Annotated in this window: 13 protein-coding genes and 3 pseudogenes; 11 read left to right on the top strand and 5 right to left on the bottom strand. The window is 66.8% G+C overall.

Translation table 11 applies throughout. The annotated features are described in order from the left end of the window. Positions 1-235: 235 nt before the first annotated feature. Both nirB and nirD read left to right on the top strand, forming a co-directional pair. Positions 236-2,809: a nitrite reductase large subunit NirB gene (nirB, locus tag CDN38_RS11690; RefSeq protein WP_099318969.1), complete on the top strand. Its 2,574-nt coding sequence runs from the start codon at positions 236-238 to the stop codon at positions 2,807-2,809. A gap of 14 nt (positions 2,810-2,823) precedes the next feature. Beyond that, positions 2,824-3,180, top strand: a complete 357-nt coding sequence (nirD, locus tag CDN38_RS11685; RefSeq protein WP_023369816.1) for a nitrite reductase small subunit NirD — start codon at positions 2,824-2,826, stop codon at positions 3,178-3,180. A 37-nt stretch (positions 3,181-3,217) separates the two neighbouring features. On the opposite strand, the gene CDN38_RS11680 is transcribed toward nirD, so the two are convergent. The 5 genes and pseudogenes from CDN38_RS11680 to CDN38_RS11660 all read right to left on the bottom strand — a co-directional run. Continuing rightward, positions 3,218-3,673: a TetR/AcrR family transcriptional regulator gene (locus CDN38_RS11680; protein ID WP_023369818.1), complete on the bottom strand. Its 456-nt coding sequence runs from the start codon at positions 3,671-3,673 to the stop codon at positions 3,218-3,220. Positions 3,674-3,770: 97 nt separating this feature from the next. Further along, on the bottom strand, positions 3,771-4,496 hold the full coding sequence (locus CDN38_RS11675) for a sirohydrochlorin chelatase (RefSeq protein WP_023369820.1): 726 nt from the start codon (positions 4,494-4,496) through the stop codon (positions 3,771-3,773). Beyond that, a complete protein-coding gene (locus CDN38_RS11670; protein WP_023369822.1) occupies positions 4,493-5,635 on the bottom strand; it encodes a uroporphyrinogen-III synthase in 1,143 nt (380 codons plus the stop codon). Before CDN38_RS11670 ends, CDN38_RS11675 begins: the two co-directional genes overlap by 4 nt. Before the next feature lie 78 nt (positions 5,636-5,713). After that, a pseudogene (locus CDN38_RS11665) lies at positions 5,714-6,622 on the bottom strand (MFS transporter); the annotation flags it as partial. Between the two features lie 8 nt (positions 6,623-6,630). Then, positions 6,631-7,257: pseudogene (locus tag CDN38_RS11660) on the bottom strand (PE family protein); the annotation flags it as partial. Between the two features lie 255 nt (positions 7,258-7,512). Here CDN38_RS11660 and CDN38_RS32185 point away from each other — a divergent pair. The 9 genes and pseudogenes from CDN38_RS32185 to CDN38_RS11620 form a co-directional block, all read left to right on the top strand. Next, positions 7,513-8,043: pseudogene (locus CDN38_RS32185) on the top strand (PPE family protein); the annotation flags it as partial. 124 nt (positions 8,044-8,167) lie between these two features. Next, positions 8,168-8,386, top strand: coding sequence for a PPW family C-terminal domain-containing PPE protein (locus CDN38_RS32180; RefSeq protein ID WP_075509621.1), 219 nt, complete (start codon positions 8,168-8,170; stop codon positions 8,384-8,386). A gap of 10 nt (positions 8,387-8,396) precedes the next feature. Further along, the gene (locus CDN38_RS11645) at positions 8,397-9,302 is read left to right on the top strand and encodes a class I SAM-dependent methyltransferase (protein ID WP_075509620.1); all 906 of its coding nucleotides are present in this window, start codon (positions 8,397-8,399) and stop codon (positions 9,300-9,302) included. Between the two features lie 134 nt (positions 9,303-9,436). After that, the gene (locus CDN38_RS30685; protein ID WP_075509619.1) at positions 9,437-9,988 is read left to right on the top strand and encodes a PPE family protein; all 552 of its coding nucleotides are present in this window, start codon (positions 9,437-9,439) and stop codon (positions 9,986-9,988) included. After that, entirely contained in the window at positions 9,921-10,820 is a 900-nt protein-coding gene (locus tag CDN38_RS31770) for a hypothetical protein (protein WP_075509618.1), read from the top strand. The genes CDN38_RS30685 and CDN38_RS31770 overlap by 68 nt, the downstream gene beginning before the upstream one ends. Positions 10,821-11,318: 498 nt before the next feature. Continuing rightward, positions 11,319-13,172, top strand: a complete 1,854-nt coding sequence (gene eccA, locus CDN38_RS11635) for a type VII secretion AAA-ATPase EccA (protein WP_201258252.1) — start codon at positions 11,319-11,321, stop codon at positions 13,170-13,172. Continuing rightward, complete coding sequence (gene eccB / locus CDN38_RS11630) at positions 13,169-14,755, top strand: type VII secretion protein EccB (protein ID WP_075509616.1); 1,587 nt, start codon at positions 13,169-13,171, stop codon at positions 14,753-14,755. Before eccA ends, eccB begins: the two co-directional genes overlap by 4 nt. Further along, on the top strand, positions 14,752-18,744 hold the full coding sequence (gene eccCa, locus CDN38_RS11625) for a type VII secretion protein EccCa (protein ID WP_075509615.1): 3,993 nt from the start codon (positions 14,752-14,754) through the stop codon (positions 18,742-18,744). Before eccB ends, eccCa begins: the two co-directional genes overlap by 4 nt. Further along, positions 18,741-19,049, top strand: a complete 309-nt coding sequence (locus tag CDN38_RS11620) for a PE family protein (protein WP_036410182.1) — start codon at positions 18,741-18,743, stop codon at positions 19,047-19,049. Before eccCa ends, CDN38_RS11620 begins: the two co-directional genes overlap by 4 nt.

Genomic DNA, 19,049 nt, shown 5'->3' with positions numbered 1-19,049 from the left:
ACAATGCGAGAGTGCTCATGGATATCTCCTGATTCTTCCTTGTGAGTTAGCTGTGTCCGGCGCCGTGCCGGGTTGGCTATCTCGTAGAACATGAGTCGAAGCCGCTAAAGTTCCACCTGGGCTTTCGCCGATAGTGAACGCAGTCACACAGACTGTTCCCAGCTGTGAGCGCCATGTCATCGGGCTGTCACATTGGGCGATTTTGCGGCAATTTTCCGCCCTTAACCTTCATGGCATGGCTTCAGCCGGAACCACTCGCGCGCGCGACGGGGAATCGCCCTGCCGGCGGCATGTGATCGTGGTGGGGCACGGCATGGTGGGCCACCGACTGGTGGAGGCACTGCGTGCTCGCGACACCAGCGGCTTGTGGCGGATCACGGTGCTGGCCGAGGAGGGCGACGCTGCTTACGACCGGGTCGGGCTGACGTCCTACACCGAAACCTGGGACCGCGGGCAACTCGCTTTGCCAGGCAACGACTATGCCGGTGACGACCGGGTCCGGTTGCTGCTCAACACCCGGGTGACCGAGATCGACCGCGCGACCAAGTCGGTCGTCACCGCCGACGGACAGCGACACAGCTACGACGCTCTGGTGCTGGCCACCGGCTCCTACGCATTCGTCCCCCCGGTGCCCGGGCACGACCTGCCCGAGTGTCACGTCTACCGCACCCTCGACGACCTCGACGCGATCCGCGCCGGCGCCCAACACACACTGAACTCGGCTCACACCGACGCCGGAGTGGTCATCGGAGGCGGCCTTCTGGGACTCGAAGCCGCCAATGCGCTGCGCCAGTTCGGGTTGCAGCCGCACGTCGTCGAGATGATGCCCCGATTGATGGCCCAGCAGATCGACGAGGCCGGCGGCGCCCTGCTCGCTCGCATGATCACTGACCTCGGGATCGCCGTCCATGTTGGCACTGGCACCGAATCCATTGAGCCCGTTGAACACTCAGATGGCTCAGCGACGGTTCGGGTGCGGCTTACCGACGGTGACACCATCGACGCCGGCGTGGTGATCTTCGCCGCCGGCATCCGGCCGCGCGACGAGTTGCCGAAGGCGGCGGGTCTGGCGATCGCCGAGCGCGGCGGCGTACTCACCGACTTGTCTTGCCGGACAAGCGATCCCGATATCTATGCGGTCGGGGAAGTGGCGGCGATTGAGGGGTGCTGCTACGGCCTGGTCGGACCGGGATACACCAGCGCCGAGGTGGTGGCGGACCGGCTGCTGGGCGGTGCTGCCGAGTTCCCGGAAGCGGATCTGTCGACAAAGCTCAAGCTGCTGGGCGTCGACGTCGCCAGCTTCGGCGATGCGATGGGCGCGACCGAGAACTGCCTCGAGGTCGTCATCAACGACGCGGTGAAGCGCACCTACGCGAAGCTGGTGCTCTCCGACGACGCCAAGACGCTGCTGGGCGGTGTGCTCGTGGGTGACGCCTCGTCGTACGGGGTGCTGCGGCCCATGGTCGGCAGCGAGTTGCCCGGGGATCCGCTGGCGCTGATCGCGCCGGCCGGATCCGGCCCGGGCGGTGGTGGGTTGGGCGTTGGGGCGCTGCCGGATTCGGCTCAGATCTGCTCCTGCAACAACGTCACCAAGGGTGACCTGAAGTGCGCGATCGCCGATGGTTGCGCCGATGTGCCGGCCCTCAAGGCATGCACCGCGGCCGGCACCTCGTGTGGGTCCTGCGTGCCGTTGCTGAAACAGCTGCTGGAAGCCGAGGGAGTCGAGCAGTCCAAGGCGCTGTGCGAGCACTTCAGCCAGTCGCGGGCGGAGCTGTTCGAGATCATTTCGGCCACCGAGATCCGAACCTTCTCCGGCCTCCTAGAGCGTTTCGGCCGCGGAAAGGGTTGCGACATATGCAAACCCGTGGTCGCCTCGATCTTGGCCTCCACCGGCTCCGACCACATCCTGGACGGCGAGCAAGCCGCGCTGCAGGATTCCAACGACCACTTCCTGGCCAACATTCAGAAGAACGGCAGCTACTCGGTGGTCCCGCGGGTTCCCGGTGGTGACATCAAGCCCGAGCACCTGATTCTGATCGGCCAGATCGCCCAGGAATTCGGGCTGTACACCAAGATCACCGGCGGTCAGCGGATCGATATGTTCGGCGCCCGGGTGGATCAGCTGCCGCTGATCTGGAAGCGGCTGGTCGACGCCGGCATGGAGTCCGGCCACGCCTATGGCAAGGCGCTGCGCACCGTGAAGAGCTGCGTGGGCAGCGACTGGTGCCGCTACGGGCAGCAGGATTCGGTGCAGCTGGCCATCGATCTCGAATTGCGGTACCGCGGCCTGCGCGCGCCGCACAAGATCAAACTGGGCGTTTCGGGCTGCGCGCGGGAATGCGCCGAGGCTCGCGGCAAGGACGTGGGTGTCATCGCCACCGAAAAAGGCTGGAACCTCTACGTGGGCGGCAATGGTGGCATGACTCCCAAGCATGCCCAGCTGTTGGCCGGCGACCTCGACACCGAGACACTGGTCCGTTACATCGACCGGTTTCTCATGTACTACATCCGCACGGCCGACCGGCTGCAACGCACCGCGCCGTGGGTGGAATCGCTGGGGCTCGACCACGTGCGCGAGGTCGTCTGCGAAGACTCGCTCGGCCTGGCCCAGGAATTCGAGGCCGCAATGGAGCGGCATGTTGCCAACTACAAGTGCGAGTGGAAGGGCGTGCTGGAGGATCCGGACAAGCTGTCACGGTTCGTCTCCTTCGTCAATGCCCCCGACGCGGTCGACTCGACCGTGACGTTCACCGAGCGTGCCGGGCGAAAAGTCCCTGTGCCCATTGGCATGCCGCGGATGCGCTCATAGTCAGGGAGGGAATCATGACACTTCTCAACGACATTCAGGTCTGGACCACCGCGTGTGCGTATGACCAGCTCATTCCCGGCCGTGGTGTCGGTGTGCTGCTCGACGACGGTAGCCAGGCGGCGCTGTTCCGGCTGGACGACGGCTCGGTGCGCGCGGTCGGTAACGTGGACCCGTTCTCCGGCGCGGCCGTGCTGTCCCGTGGGATCGTCGGCGATCGCGGCGGACGGGTCACGGTCCAATCACCGATTCTGAAGCAGGCTTTCGCGCTCGATGACGGTAGCTGCCTGGACGATCCGCGGGTCTCGGTGCCGGTTTACCCGGCGCGCGTCACAACCGAAGGCCACATCCAGGTCGCGCGGATCGCAGCCTGACAGCGCCGACCGCCGGCCTATCAGGCCGAGCAGAGGCCTAGCCGCGGCTGATGTCTCCGACGAGGTAGCGCTGCATCGTCGGGCCGATGGCGTCGACAAGGGCCTCCACTGACATGGAATGCAGCGGTTCCGAACGCACCCCGTAGCGCATGATGCCCAAGCCGACCAGCTGCGAAGCGCACAAAGAGGCCCGGACGGCGATCTTGTCGACCCCCAGCATCTTCAGCAGCGGGTTGAAAACCGGCCCGATGAACATCGCCTGAACGATTTCGGCGGTTTTGGCCAAGCCTGTGGACGCGATGGCGCTGGCCGCAAAGGGACCGCCGCCCGCGGCGTCCCAGGTGGTAATCAGCATGTAAAGCGTACGGCGGCCGACCTGGTTGACGCTTCCGGTGACGATTTTGTCGATGAATTCCGGTGTGCTGAACGGCAGCCGCAGCATCTTGGCTACCGGGTCGAGGAGCCCGCGTGAGGGCTCCTGGTGATGGGCCATGGTGCCAGGATTGCGCGGATGTCACCAAAGATCAAGCGTCCGTGACGTCGGCGTGCCATCCCGGCAGAGCCGTGCCGGCAAAGAACTTGTCTTCCACCTAATTCGGCATGCGTTGCATTCGGCGACTACCCAATCGACGCCGGATGGCGCCGCGGAATCGTCCGGCGATCAACCGTGCCAATCCTGGATGCTCGCCAAGCGGCGGCGTCACCAGATCGGCGCCACAGGCGCGCAGCCGTTCTTGAAACAGACCTTCGGCCAGCAGATAAGAGACCACCACGACGCGGCGCGCGCCCATTCGGCGGGCATCGGCAACTGCCGTGCACACATCCGGACCACCGGTGGCCGCGAACGCCAGCTCCACGTGGGACCCGGTCAGCGTCGACAGGAACGTCCGAGCGGTGTGCAGATCGGCGTGTGCTCGGTCGTTCGATGTTCCCGCCGCGGCCAGGATCACCGAATCGTCTGGACGCCAACCGGATTTCACCAGCTGGTGGGCCAGGATTCTGGTGATCTCCCGGCTGGGCCCCAATGCGGGGGTGACGGTGACGTCCGGATGGCCGCTGGCTGTGACATGAGCCGGCAGGTCGGTTCGGACGTGGTATCCGCGAGACAGGAAGGCGGGCACCAGGATTGCGGGTTGGGCCGATACCGCTGCCGGGGACAATCCGGAGAGCACTTCGCTGGGTGTGGGTCCCAGCACGTCGACGAACGCAACGTGCACGGTCTGCTCGACCAGTGCGCTTACCCGCGAGGCAAGGTCGCCGATCATTGCGACGCCGGCCGGTCTGCGGGTGCCGTGTGCCGTCAGGATCAGACTCATACGGCGTCCTGTGTGTCGACGGCCAGCCGGTAGCCGCGTTTGACCACTGTTGCAATGATGTTCTTGTCGCCCAAACCCGTCCGCAGCCGCAACACGGCGGTGTCGACGGCGTGGGTGTCCTCGCCGTTGCCGGGTAACACGGCGAGCAGTTCGTCGCGCCCCACGACGTCGCCGGGGCGTCGGGCCAGCGCACGCAGAATCGCCATTCCCGATGCCGGCAGCGTTTTGATGGAATCGTCGACCAGCACACAGGTCCCGCGGATATCGATGACGTGCCCTGCGGCGGTTAGGGTGCACGATCCGCGCCGTGGCAATTCCTCGGCGATATGGCGGGCCAAGGCTCCCAACCGCATTCGCTCCGGAGCTGACGTGGGGACGCCCTTTCGGGCCAAGGGGCGCGATGTGACCGGGCCCACGCACATCGCGTGCACATCGTTGCGCAGCGCTGCCAATAGCTGCTCCTCGATACCCAACTGGCGGCCACGTTCCAGTACCGCCGCCGCGGCTGGTGCCGAGGTGAAACTGACCGCGTCGAATTGTCTTCGGGCAATGCCGGCGACCAACTGGTCGAATTCACCGCCCAATGGTGTTGGCTTCCAGCGGTATACCCGGATAGGCACCACTTCGGCACCCGCCGAACGCAACCCGCCGACAAACTCCGGGAACGGGTCCCAACCGTCGGCGGCGCCGTGCAATTGGACGGCGATCCGCTTCCCGGATACGCCGGACCTCAGCAGGTAGTCCAAAACCTCGAGCGACGACTCCGAATCCGGGGACCATTCCTCACGTAACCCTGCGGCGCGCAACTCCCCGGTGGCTTTCGGCCCGCGAGATATGACCCGGGCCGCGGACAGCACCCCGATCAGCCCGCCGGCCAACCCCCACCCCTCGGCGGCAGCTATCCAGCCCCGAACGCCGATACCGGTGTGCGCCACCAGTATGTCCGGCGGATCGGCAATCAACGCCTGCGTATTGCGGTGGAGTTCGTCGTCGTCGGGCAACGCGATCATGGAGATCGCCGGGGCGCTGCATACCTCGGCACCCTGGCGGCGCAGCAACGCGCACAGCTCGTCGGCGCGGCGCGCCGATGTCACTGCAATGCGGTAGCCCCGCAGTGGCTCAGAGTTCCGCTGGGCCATATCAACTGTTTAAGCTTCGGAAATTTCGGTGGCGTTACAAAGCAATTGCCTGGGCATTGCCCCTGGCTGAGGCGGTGCTCACACCCGGGCGAGTTCGGCTGGAGCCTTCGCGTCGCGGACCATTGTTTCCGAAACCGGCCGGCGTACATACAACATCCAGGTCAGGACGGCGGCAACGCCATAGGAAGCCAGAAACGCCCAGTACGCGGACGTCTCGGTGCCGCTCCTAAGGTAGGACTCACGCAGAGCCAGGTTGATGCCCACGCCGCCGAGTGCGCCGACTGCCGAACAGATTCCGATGAGCGATCCCGACATGGCACGCGCCCAGTGACGGCGTTCGGCGTCGGTGACCAGCAGCGACCTGCTGCGCGCCTCGAACACCGACGGAATCAGTTTGAACACCGACCCATTGCCCATTCCGGAAAGGATGAACAGCGCCATGAATCCGATGATCCCGACGACCTCGACGACGTCGTCCACCATGGTGGTGGTGGTTGTCGCCGCGGCATAGTCGGTGTAGGTGCTGATGCCGACCAGCATCCCGGCGGCCACGATCATGCCGGCCAGCACGCCGAGCGTGACGCGGCTGCCGCTGATGCGATCGGCCAAGCGTCCGCCGTATATCCGGGCGAGGGATCCCAATAATGGTCCGACGAAGGCGATTTGGGCGGCGTGCAGTGACGCATGCTTCGCAGTTTCGCCGTTGGCCGTGAAATTGACCTCCAAGACCTGCCCGAACGCGAACGAAAACCCGATCCAGGAGCCGAACGTACAGACGTAGAGCAGCGAAATCACCCAGGTGTCGCGGTCGAACAGGATCGACCGCATGTGGTTGATCTCGATGCGGTGCTCGAGATTGTCCATGAACACCGCCGCCGCGATGCCCACGGCCGCCAACAGCACCAGATACGTCGCACAGACCCAGTACGGTGCCTCGTGGCCAGCTGAAGCCAGTACCAACAGGCCGACCAGTTGGATCACGCATTTGTTGAGCTCCCGCCGGCCCCGCCGGCGCCACCGGCGCCGATCAGCATGGCGTTCCCGCCGGCCCCGCCGGTCCCGCCGGCTTTGCCGGCGGCCGAGGTGTTGCCGCCGGCCCCGCCGGCCCCGCCGCTACCCAACAGCCCGGCCGCCCCGCCGGTGCCGCCTTTGCCGCCGTCGGCCGTCGTCGAGGACGTTCCGGACCCGCCGGCTCCGCCGTTGCCGATCAGCCAACCGCCGGCCCCGCCATTGGCCCCGGTCCCCGGGGCCCCGTTGGCGCCATTGCCGATCAGCGGACGCCCGGTAGCCGCGACGAACGGCGCATTGATCGCGTCGAGGAGGGGCTGCAGCGGCGTCGCAGCGGCATAGTCGGCGGCCGCATACGATGTCCCGCCCGCGGTCAGGGCCTGGACAAACTGTTCGTGGAATGTGGCCGCTTGCCCGCTCAGCGCCTGGTAGGCCTGGCCGTGCGCACCGAACAGCGCCGCAATCGCCGCCGACACCTCATCGGCCCCAGCGGCCAATAGCTGCGTCGTATTCGCGGCAGCGGCGGCGTTGGCCGCGCCGACCGTCGACCCGATAGTGGCCAAATCCCCTGCCGCTGAAACCAGCGCCTCCGGCGCCGCGATCACGAACAGCATGTGACACCTCCCGATACGCCATGACTAACGTTGTCATGCCGACCTGGGGCTTCCCCATCACCAGCGAAAATCGGCCACAACAGCGTATCGCTGTGCGGCCGACACAGTTGTGGGTTTGCCGGAAATCCTCGCCGTCTTTTCCCGGCATGCTGTCGCGGCCACCCACATCGATGACGGGCCTTGCACTGTGGCCGTCCCCGGTGTTCGAATAACAATAATGAAAACCATGTTCATTAGCGACGGAAGTTCGCGGTGATGTGGCCGGTGTGGATGGGGTCGCCACCGGAGGTGCATTCGGCGCTGCTCAGCAGCGGCCCAGGACCCTGCTCCCTGCGTCGGCGCCGTGGCAGACGAACTCATGGTCGTTCTGGGCGCGGTCCGGGGAGGTGCCTGGGAGGGCTGTCAGCGCTGAGCGCTGATGTGGCTGCCTGCGTGCCCTATCTGATGTGGTTGACGTTGGCCGGCACGGTCAGTGCGGCTGCGGCCGCCCGGCACGAAACGGTGGCCGCGGCCTACAGCAGCGCCCTCGCGCGATGCCGGCGCTGGCCGAGCTGGCGGCCAACCACGCCATCCACGGCGTATTGGTGGCGACGAACTTCTTCGGGATCGCCATCCCGATCGCGCTCAACGAGGCCGACTAAGCGCGGATGTGGATGCAGGCGGCCACCACCATGACGACCTACGAGCGGTGTCCAGGCGGCTGTCGCATCCACACCGCAGACTTCCCCGGCACCGCGGATAGTGACGGCTGAAGCCGCCGACGACGGCCCTGGCCACGGGGGCGACCCGCGCCAAGAAGAAGGCGACTGAACCCGATTCCGCCGCCGCGGCCGCCACGGCAGCTGCCCGTGAGCAGACCCGACGGCGGCGGCGCCGCAGCGCGGCGCAGCGCGGCTACGGCGAGGAGTTTGTGGACGTGGAGGTCGGCCCGGACCGGGACGTAGAGCAGGACGAGGCGACCGCCTCGGGTCAAGTCGCGGCGAACCTGGGGTTTACCGGCACGGTTCACAAGGACACAGCCGGCGCGGCGGCAGGCATGGCCACGCTGGCCGGTGATCAGTTCGGTGCCGGACCCAGGGAGCCGATGCTCCCTGGTACCTGGGAGCCGGACGGCCCAGCCACGCATTAATGTCGGTTGGGTGCGTAGTGAAGGTGACACCTGGGGCATCACCACGAGTGTCGGATCGACCGCGCTTTTCGTCGCCACGGCACGGGCTTTGGAGGCCCAAAAGCCCGACCCGCTGGCCGTCGATCCGTATGCGGAACTGTTCTGCCGGGCCGTCGGCGGTTCCTGGGCCGACGTGCTCGACGGCAAGGTTCCCGACCACGATTTGAAGAGCGAGGAGTTCGGCGAGCACTTCGTCAACTTCCAGGGGGCTCGTACCAGGTACTTTGACGCGTACTTCCAGCGGACCGCCGACGCCGGAGCGCGCCAGGTGGTCATCTTGGCGGCGGGACTGGACTCACGCGCCTACCGGCTGCCCTGGCCGGACGGAACAACCGTCTTCGAGCTGGATCGGCCGCCGGTGCTCGATTTCAAGCGTGAGGTGCTGTCTCGGCACGGCGCCCAGCCGCGTGCCGAGCGACGTGAAATCGCGGTCGATCTGCGGGAAGACTGGCCACAAGCGTTGCAAGACAAAGGCTTTGATCCTGGCAAGCCGTCGGCGTGGATCGCCGAGGGGCTGCTGATCTATCTTCCGGCCGCCGCGCAGGAGCAACTGTTCACCGGCATCGACCACCTGGCCTGCCTTGGCAGCCATGCCGCCGTGGAGGACGGCAGCCCGCTTCCCCCGGAGGAATTCGCCGCCAAAGTGGAAGAAGAACGTGCCGTCGTCGCGGCCGGTGACGCGAATCCGTTCTTTCAGTTGGTCTACAACGAGCAGTGCGCACCGGCCGCCGAATGGTTCGGGGCACGTGGCTGGACGGCAATCGGTACCCCGTTGGTCGACTACCTCCGCGAGGTCGGCCGGCCGGTGCCGGAACCGGGGACCGAGGCCGGGGCGCTGTTTGTGCGCAACACCCTGGTCAGTGCCACCAAGCCGTAGGTGCACCGGAAGACGCATGAGTTTGCGTTGCGCGGGAACTTTCCGGGGCCGGCGCGACTGCTGAAGCCCGCCACGTATTCCGGCAAGCAGGCCTGCATGGCGCTAGCGGCTGCTGTCGACCGACCGGTCTGACCATGACGGCACCGGGTGTGGACGGCTTGGCCCCCAGAGGTGCAGTCAACCAGCTCAGCAGCGGCCCCGGACCGGGCGGCATGTTGGCCGCGGCGTCGGCGTGGAGTTCGTTGAGTGCCGAATACGCCGCGGTGGCAGATCGGCTAGCCGAGCTTCTGGGCGCGGTTCAGGCTGGCGCCTGGCAGGGACCAACCGTCGGAGGCCATGTGGTCGCCCACGTGCCGTACCTGGCCTGGCTGATGCGGGCGGGCGCGAACAGCGCGACGAGGGCAGCTCAGCATGAGGCCGCGGCCGCGGCCTACACCGCGGCGCTGGCTACGATGCCGACGCTGGCGGAACTGGCGGCTAACCATACGATCCATGCGGTACTGGTCGCGACCAACTTCTTCGGGATCAACACCATTCTCATCGCGCTCAACGAGGCCGACTACGTCCAGATATCGATACCGGCCGCCGTCACCATGTCGACGTATCAGGCGCTCTCCGGTGCTGCGGTGGCGGTCCGCGCCGCCGGCCGAGCCCGCACCGGAAATCGCGGTGATGCACGCCGATGACGGCGCAGACAACGGTGACCATGGCGGAATCATCGACAATGACGGCAGCGACCCAACGCAATTGAGTTGGTGGATAAACCGTTTCACCGAAATCACCCAGACCCTGGCCAGGGACCTGGAGGAATTTCCGGAGAACCCGTCGGCGTCGATTGCGCTGATTCAGAACGACATTCCGTTCCTTGTGGCCGACGAAATCAGCCACGTGGCGAAGTTACAGTATAAGCACGTTCCCGCAATTGCAGGCGCTTCCGCTCGCTCTGCCGATCGCCGCGCTGGGTCTGTTGGGCGGCTTTACCGGGTTTGGGTCGGGTGGCTGGCGGGCAGCCGGCCGCAGTGCCCGGGGGTGGCGGTTGCGCCGATGCCTGCCACGTCGGAGCCCGACCGCATGCCGTCGGGAGCCCCCTTTCGGGACCGGAGCGGCAGCGCCGGCTGCGGCTCCAACGGCAGCCTCGGCACCACCGGCCGCTCCACCCCGGCGTCAGCGGCGACACCCCCGGCACCGCCCGCTGCGGAAGTCGCCGGTCCGGCATTCCGGTACGTGGTCGGCGGTCCCGGTGTGGTCTTCGACTCGGCGATGAGCGCATCGGCCCGGCGCACGGCGTCAGAACCCGACCAGGCTGCCATCCCGGCGGCCACCGTGGCAGCGCGGGCGCGCCGGCGCCGACGGGCGAGGCTGCCCGATCCCGGCTACCGCTACGAATTCCTGGAGTCCGAATCAGCTTCGGATGCAGAGCCTTTCCCTTGTGGGATGCCAGTCCGGGTGCAGCGGACCCCGCTGCTGTCAACGACGGTCAAGCTCAACAGAGCGCTCCGTCCGGAGAGTCGGTCGTAGTGAGCTCGCAAGTGCTCGAAAGTGCCGGTGCGGTAGCCGAATTGATCGGGATAAGCCGTCCCTGACGGCGAGACCCGCGCCGCACTGACCGGGTAACGGTGGCCAGGCCGGCCGCCACATATAGCATTCGGCAACAGTTGACAAGATATACGGTATGTGGAGATTTTTTTCCAGGTCATTGCGTGGCGTCGTGGTTAACAACACCTCGGTCACCGCCCCGAGCCGGGACCGCCCCGCCCTTGGTAATGAAAATCATGTTCACTAAGATGCATAATGCTGGGTGGGTTCGATATAGGAAGGAACGTCTGGCATGAAGTCGGCAGTGGTGATCATCCGCGAACAAGGCGCTGGTCAGTGCCATGCGAATGTCGGCAACATGGCGGGGCAACCCAGCCCTGACCGCCCTCGACAGGTTAGCTTATGCAATGCTAACTTCGGGAGGCCAGCTTCAGGCGGTAGTGACCAGTGGCGACCTTAGGTTCAGGAGACGGCGGGAGCGTGGAACGCAGTGATATCGGCATGCTCGCAACTCACTCCGTCGTACCCCGGACAAGCGGCAAGGTAGATGCTGACGTCGTCAGCCGGTTCGCCACCTGCTGCCGGGCGCTGGGCATCGCCGTCTACGACCGGCGCCGGCCGGCCGACCTGACTGCCGCCCAATCGGGATTTACCGCACTCACCCGCATCGCCGGCGACCAGTGCGACGCATGGACGGGCCTGGCTGCCGCCGGTGACCAGTCCATCGGCGTGCTCGAAGCCGTGTCCCGCACTGCGGCTACCGCCGGCGTGTTGCAGCGCCACGTGGAACTGACGCCCAACACCTTGGGGTTCCATTACGACACGGGGTTGTACTTGCGGTTCCGGGCCACCGGCCCGGACGATTTCCATCTCGCGTACGCGGCGGCGCTGGCGACGGCCGGTGACTGTGCGAAGGCGTACGACGTGGTTGCCGGCATCACCGGGCGTCGGCCCGGCTGGCGCGAAGCCCGCTGGCTCATGGTCGTGGTCAACTACCGCGCCGCACGCTGGTCGGACGTCGTCAAGCTGCTGACCCCGATCGTCAACGATCCCGATCTCGACCAGACTTTCGCCCACGCCGCCAAGATCACCCTGGGCACCGCGTTGGCCCGGTTGGGCATGTTCGCCCCGGCGTTGTCGTATCTCGAGGAGCCCGAAGGTCCGGTCCCGGTCGCGGCGCTCGACGGCGCGCTGGCCAAAGCCCTGGTGCTGCGCGCACATGTGGACGAGGAGTCGGCCGCCGAAGTATTGCAGGATCTGTATGCGGCCCATCCGGAGAACGAGCAAGTCGAGCAGGCCCTGTCGGATACCAGCTTCGGGATCGTGACCACCACCGCCGCCCGGATCGAGGCCCGCAGCGACCCGTGGGATCCCGAAACCGAGCCCAGCGCAGATGATTTCATCGATCCTGCGGCACATGAGCGCAAAGCCGCGCTGCTGCACGAGGCTGAACGTCAGCTCGCCGAATTCATCGGGCTCGACGAAGTCAAGAACCAGGTGTCGCGGCTGAAGAGTTCGGTGGCCATGGAGCTGGTGCGCAAGCAGCGTGGGCTCACGGTGGCCCAGCGCACGCAGCACCTGATCTTCGCCGGGCCGCCCGGGACGGGTAAGACGACGATTGCCCGGGTCGTCGCCAAAATCTATTGCGGCCTGGGCCTTTTGAAGCGGGAGAATATCCGCGAGGTACACCGCGCCGACCTCATCGGCCAACACATCGGCGAGACCGAGGCCAAGACCAACGCGATCATCGACAGCGCGCTGGACGGGGTGCTGTTCCTCGACGAGGCATACGCCTTGGTGGCCACCGGCGCCAAGAACGACTTCGGGCTGGTGGCGATCGACACCTTGCTGGCCCGCATGGAAAACGACCGTGACCGGCTGGTGGTGATCATCGCCGGATACCGGGCCGACCTGGACAAATTCCTCGACACCAACGAGGGCCTGAGGTCGCGGTTCACCCGCAGCATCGAATTCCCGTCGTACACATCGCATGAGCTGGTGGAGATCGCGCACAAGATGGCCGAACAGCGAGACAGCGTCTTCGAGCGATCAGCGCTCGACCACCTGGAGGCGTTGTTCGCCACGTTGGCGGCATCGTCGACACCGGACTCCAACGGCATCATGCGCCGCAGCCTCGACATAGCGGGCAACGGGCGGTTCGTCCGCAACATCGTCGAACGTGCGGAAGAAGAACGTGAATTCCGCCTCGACCACTCCGAGCATGCGGGAACCGGGGAGTTCAGTGATGAGGAGCTGATGACCATCACCGCCGACGACGTGAACAGGTCTGTGGAACCGCTGCTGCGCGGACTGGGGCTCTCGGTGCCGGCATGACTACCCGTGAGCCCGATCCAGAACGCCGTTCGTTTGCCTCGCGCACCCCGGTCAATCACAACCCCGACAAGGTGGTCTACCGGCGGGGTTTCGTCACGCGCCATCAGGTGACAGGTTGGCGGTTCGTGATGCGGCGCATCGCCTCGGGTATTGCCTTGCATGACACTCGAATGCTCGTCGACCCGCTGCGCACCCAGTCGCGCGCGGTGCTGATGGGGGCGCTGGTGCTGATCACCGGGCTGGTCGGGTGCTTCGTGTTCTCGCTGATCCGGCCCAACGGCCAGGCGGGCACCAGTCCGGTGCTGGCCGACCGGTCCACCGCCGCACTGTATGTGCGGGTCGGCGACGCGGTGCACCCGGTGCTCAACCTGACCTCCGCGCGGCTGATCGCCGGCAAGCCGGTCAACCCCACGACGGTGAAAAGCTCTGAACTGGACCGCTTTCCACGTGGGAATCTGATCGGCATTCCGGGCGCACCGGAGCGGATGGTGCAGAACACCACCCGCGACGCCAACTGGACGGTGTGTGACTCCGTCAGCGGGCAGGGCGGGCGCAGCGCCCGCAGCACGGCGGTGACGGTCATCGCGGGCCGGCCCGACAGCGACGGCGCTCGCGCGGCCGCGCTCGGCTCCGCCCAGGCGGTCCTGGTGGATAACGGCACGGGCAGCTGGCTGCTATGGGACGGCAAGCGCAGCCAGCTGGACCTGTCCGACCATGCGGTCACCAGCGCGCTCGGGCTGGGCACCGACGCACTGGCGCCGCGGCCCATCGCACTGGGGTTGTTCAACGCCATTCCCGAGGCGCCGCCGCTGACGGCGCCGGTCATTCCGAACGCCGGTGGCCAGCCGGCTTTCGCGGTGCCCGCCCCGATCGGTGCGGTGGTCGAGGCGCTGACCCTCAATGGCACCGCTAATGCCGAAACCTCGCAGTACTACGCGGTGCTGCCGGACGGTCTGCAGCCGATCTCACCGGTGCTTGCCGCGATCCTGCGCAACTCCAACTCCTATGGTTTGCAGCAGCCGCCACGTCTCGGTGCGGACGAGGTGGCCAAGCTGCCCGTGTCACGCATGCTGGACACCACGCGTTATCCCGCGCAGTCGCTAAGTCTGGTCGACGTGGCGCGCAGCCCCGTCACGTGCGCGTACTGGAGCAAGCCGGCCGGGGCGGCCACCAGTTCGTTGAGCTTGCTCAGCGGTGCGGCGCTGCCGGTGGCCGACGCGGTGTACACCGTCGACCTGGTCGGGGGCGGCGGTTCGACCGCCACCCAGGTCGCGCTGCCGCCGGGTACCGGCTACTTCACCCAGAGCGTGGGTGGGGGCGCGACGGCTCCGGCCACGGGCTCGCTGTTCTGGGTCTCCGATACCGGGGTGCGCTACGGCATCGACACCGAGGGCGAAGGCGGACGCAAAACCGTTGAGGCACTTGGCCTGCAGCCCCCGCCGCTGACCATCCCGTGGTCGGTCCTGTCGCTCTTCGCGTCCGGTCCGACGCTGTCCCGGGCCGACGCGTTGTTGGCTCACGACGCCCTGCCGCCGGACACCAAGCCCGGGCACGCGGTGTCGGCCGAGGGAGGGGCCCGATGAGCAGACTGATCTTCGAGGCTCGCCGGCGGTTGACGCCGCCGACGACCCGTAAGGGCACCATCACCATCGAGGCGCCACCCGAGTTGCCCCGGGTCATTCCGCCGTCCCTGCTGCGACGCGCGATGCCCTACCTGATGGGGATCCTCATCGTGGGCATGATCGTCGCTATGGTCGCGACCGGGATGCGGCTGATTTCTCCGCAGATCCTGTTCTTTCCCTTCGTGATGCTGCTGGCGGCCACCTCATTGTTTCGCGGCAACGACAACAAGATGCGCACCGAGGAAGTCGACGCCGAGCGGGCCGACTATCTGCGTTACCTGTCGGTGGTTCGGGACAACATCCGTGCACAGGCAGCCGAGCAGCGCGCGGCCGCGCAGTGGTCCCATCCGGAACCGGATGCCCTGGCTTCGGTGCCCGGATCCCGCCGCCAGTGGGAGCGCGACCCGCACGACCCGGATTTCCTGGTGCTGCGGGCCGGACGGCACTCCGCCCCGCTGGCTGCCACGCTGCGGGTCAACGACACCGCTGACGAAGTCGACTTGGAACCGGTGTCGCACAGCGCATTACGCAGCCTGCTCGACACGCAGCGCACCGTCCGTGACGTTCCCACCGGAATCGACGTCTCCAAGGTTTCGCGGATCACCGTGCTCGGCGACCACGGGCAGGTGCGTGCGGCGCTGCGGGCGTGGCTGGCTCAGGCGGTCACCTGGCACGACCCGACGGTGCTCAGGGTGGCGTTGGCCAGCCCCGATCTGGAAAGCAGTGACTGGTCCTGGCTGAAGTGGTTGCCGCACGTCGACATTCCCGGGCAGGCCGACGGCGTGGGCCCGGCCCGCTATTTGGCCGCCGACGCCGACGAGCTGGTCGAAATGCTGGGCCCCACCCTGCTCGACCGTCCCGCATTCACCGGTGCGGCGGCAGATGCGTTGCGGCACTTGCTGATCGTGGTCGACGATCCCGACTACGACGTCAACGCGTCGACGTTGGCGGTGGGCCGCGCCGGGGTGACCATCGTGCACTATTCGGCCACACCGCCGCATCGCGAACAATATTCGGATCCGGAAAAACCGATCCTGCAGGTGACCGACGGTGCCATCGAGCGGTGGCAGACCGGTGGCTGGCAGCCCTATATCGACGATGCCGACGAGTTCGGCGCCGACGACGCCGCTCACCTGGCCCGCCGGCTGTCCCGGTGGGACTCCAACCCGACGCACGCCGGGTTGCGTTCCGCGGCCACCCGCGGCGCGAGTTTCACCACGCTGCTGGGCATCCCGGACGCGTCCCGGCTGGACGTTCCGGCGCTGTGGGCGCCGCGCCGGCGCGACGACGAGTTGCGGGTGCCGATCGGCGTCACCGCCACCGGCGAGCCGCTGATGTTCGATCTCAAGGACGAGGCCGAAGGCGGAATGGGTCCGCACGGGCTGATGATCGGAATGACAGGTTCCGGCAAGTCGCAGACTCTGATGTCGATTCTGTTGGCGCTGTTGACGACTCATTCCGCAGACCGGCTGATCGTCATCTACGCCGACTTCAAGGGCGAGGCCGGCGCCGACAGCTTCCGGAATTTCCCGCAGGTTGTCGCGGTGATCTCGAACATGGCCGAGAAGAAGTCGCTGGCCGACCGGTTCGCCGACACGCTGCGCGGTGAGGTGGCCCGCCGCGAAACGCTGCTGCGCGAGGCCGGCCGCCGCGTGCAGGGCAGCGCGTTCAACTCCGTGCTCGAGTATGAAAATGCTCGAGAATCCGGGGCCGCCGGGACATTCGACTTACCGCCGATCCCGACGCTGTTCGTGGTGGCCGACGAGTTCACCCTGATGCTGGCCGATCATCCGGAATACGCCGAGCTGTTTGACTACGTGGCACGCAAGGGGCGGTCGTTCCGCATCCACATCCTGTTCGCGTCCCAGACGCTGGATGTCGGCAAGATCAAGGACATCGACAAGAACACCTCCTACCGGATCGGGCTGAAAGTGGCCAGCCCCAGCGTTTCCCGCCAGATCATCGGTGTGGAGGACGCCTACCACATCGAGTCCGGTAAGGAACACAAGGGCATCGGCTTCCTGGTGCCCGCGCCCGGGGCCACCCCGATCAAGTTCCGCAGCACCTACGTCGACGGCATCTACGAGCCGCCACGTACCACCAAAGTCCGCGTCGTGCAAGCACTCCCAGAACCCAAGATCTTCACGGCCGCAGCCGTGGAGGCGGACCCGGGCATGGTGATCGCCACCGCCGACGCCGAGGAACCGGCCGGTCCGCCACGCAAGCTGATCGCAACCGTCGGCGAACAGCTGGCCCGCTACGGACCGCGAGCTCCCCAGCTGTGGCTGCCGCCGCTGGACGAACGGATCCCGCTCACCGGACTGTTGGCCCGAGCCGCGGTGCCGCCCCGCAACTGGCGGTGGCCGCTCGGTGAGATCGACAAGCCGTTCGAGATGCGCCGTGATCCGCTGGTGTTCGATGCCCGGTCGGCGGCCGGCAACGTGGTGATCCATGGTGGTCCCAAGTCCGGCAAATCGACTGCGCTGCAGACGTTTATGCTCTCGGCCGCCAGCCTGCACTCACCGCGCGAGGTGACGTTCTACTGCCTGGACTACGGCGGCGGACAACTGCGCACGCTGGAGGGCCTGGCGCACGTCGGCAGCGTCGCGTCGGCGCTGGAACCCGAACGCATCCGGCGTACCTTCGGCGAGCTGGAACAGCTGCTGCTGTCCCGGCAGCAGCGTGAGGTGTTCCGCAACCGCGGTGGCAACGGTTCGGCTCCCGACGACGGTTACGGTGAGGTGTTCCTGGTCATCGACAACCTCTACGCGTTCGGCCGCGACAACATCGACCAGTTCAACACACGAAACCCGTTGCTAGCCAAGGTGACCGAGTTGGTCAACGTGGGCCTGGCGTACGGCATCCACGTGATCATCACCACCCCGAGCTGGCTGGAGGTGCCGCTGGCGATGCGCGACGGCCTGGGGTTGCGCCTGGAGCTGAAGCTGCACGACGCGCGCGACAGCAATGTGCGGGTGGTCGGTGCGCTGCGCCGCCCGGCCGACGCCGTCCCGGCCGACCAGCCGGGCCGCGGGTTGACCATGGCCGCCGAGCACTTCCTGTTCGCCGCTCCGGAGCCGGAACAGGTTGCCGCGATCAACGCCCGCTATCCGGGGGTTGCCGCCCCCCCGGTGCGGTTGCTGCCCACCAACCTCGCCCCCGAGGCGCTTGGTGCGCTGTATCACGGACCGGATCAGATCGTCATCGGCCAGCGCGAGGAGGACCTGGCGCCGGTGCTGCTCGACTTCGCCGCCAATCCGCTGCTGATGGTGTTTGGCGACAGCAAGTCGGGAAAGACCACGCTGCTGCGCCACCTGATCCGCACCATTCGGGAGCATTCGACCGCAGACGAGGTGGCCTTCACCGTGCTGGACCGCCGGCTGCATCTCGTCGACGAACCGCTGTTCCCCGACAACGAATACACCGCCAACATCGACCGGATTATCCCGGCTGTGCTCGGGCTGGCAAACCTCATCGAGGCGCGACGGCCACCGGCCGGTCTGTCGCCTGCCGAGCTGGCCCGCTGGACTTTCCACGGCCACACCCACTACCTCGTCATCGACGACGTCGATCAGATCCCGGATTCGGCGGCCATGACGGGTCCGTACATCGGACAGCGGCCCTGGACCCCGCTCATCGGTCTGCTCGGGCAGGCGGGCGATTTGGGCTTGCGGGTGATCGTGACGGCGCGGGCCTCCGGCTCGGGCCATGCGCTGATGACCAGCCAGCTGCTGCGGCGGTTCAACGACCTGCAGGCGACCACCGTAATGCTCTCGGGCAATCCGGCCGACAGCGGCAAGATCCGCGGTCAACGTTTCGACCGGTTGCCTCCTGGACGCGCGGTCTTGTTGAGCGACAGCGAATCTCCGACCTACATGCAGTTGGTCAACCCGCTCGTCGGGGAGGCCGCGACATTTGGTGAAACGCAACAGAAGGGGAGTCAGTCATGACGTTGCGAGTGGTTCCGGAGGGACTGGCCGCGGCCAGCGCGGCAGTGGAAGCGCTGACGGCGCGGCTGGCGGCCGCGCATGCTGTCGCGGCTCCGTCGATCACCGCGGTGGTGCCGCCTGCCGTGGATCCGGTGTCGCTGCAGACGGCCGCAGAGTTCAGCGTGCAGGGGCAGGAGCACGCCGTCGTCGCTGCCCAAGGCGTCGAAGAACTGGGGCGTGCGGGCGTCGGAGTGGGCGAATCCGGCGCCAGCTATCTCGCCGGTGATGCGGCGGCCGCGGCTACCTACGGGATCGCGGGCGCCTGA

Origin of the sequence: Mycobacterium ostraviense (genome assembly GCF_002705925.1) — a bacterium.
GTDB lineage: Bacteria > Actinomycetota > Actinomycetes > Mycobacteriales > Mycobacteriaceae > Mycobacterium > Mycobacterium ostraviense.
The sequence above is the reverse complement of the archived record's forward strand: the minus strand, read 5'-3'. Positions and strand labels throughout refer to the sequence as shown.

What these genes read in the sequence shown, in the direction of transcription:
- nirB (WP_099318969.1), top strand. Translation starts at nt 236, where the DNA reads ATGGCTTCAGCCGGAACCACTCGCGCGCGCGACGGGGAATCGCCCTGC.
- CDN38_RS30685 (WP_075509619.1), top strand. Translation starts at nt 9,437, where the DNA reads ATGACGGCACCGGGTGTGGACGGCTTGGCCCCCAGAGGTGCAGTCAAC.
- CDN38_RS11680 (WP_023369818.1), bottom strand. Translation starts at nt 3,673, where the DNA reads ATGGCCCATCACCAGGAGCCCTCACGCGGGCTCCTCGACCCGGTAGCC.
- nirD (WP_023369816.1), top strand. Translation starts at nt 2,824, where the DNA reads ATGACACTTCTCAACGACATTCAGGTCTGGACCACCGCGTGTGCGTAT.
- eccB (WP_075509616.1), top strand. Translation starts at nt 13,169, where the DNA reads ATGACTACCCGTGAGCCCGATCCAGAACGCCGTTCGTTTGCCTCGCGC.
- CDN38_RS11620 (WP_036410182.1), top strand. Translation starts at nt 18,741, where the DNA reads ATGACGTTGCGAGTGGTTCCGGAGGGACTGGCCGCGGCCAGCGCGGCA.
- CDN38_RS11670 (WP_023369822.1), bottom strand. Translation starts at nt 5,635, where the DNA reads ATGGCCCAGCGGAACTCTGAGCCACTGCGGGGCTACCGCATTGCAGTG.
- CDN38_RS11675 (WP_023369820.1), bottom strand. Translation starts at nt 4,496, where the DNA reads ATGAGTCTGATCCTGACGGCACACGGCACCCGCAGACCGGCCGGCGTC.
- eccCa (WP_075509615.1), top strand. Translation starts at nt 14,752, where the DNA reads ATGAGCAGACTGATCTTCGAGGCTCGCCGGCGGTTGACGCCGCCGACG.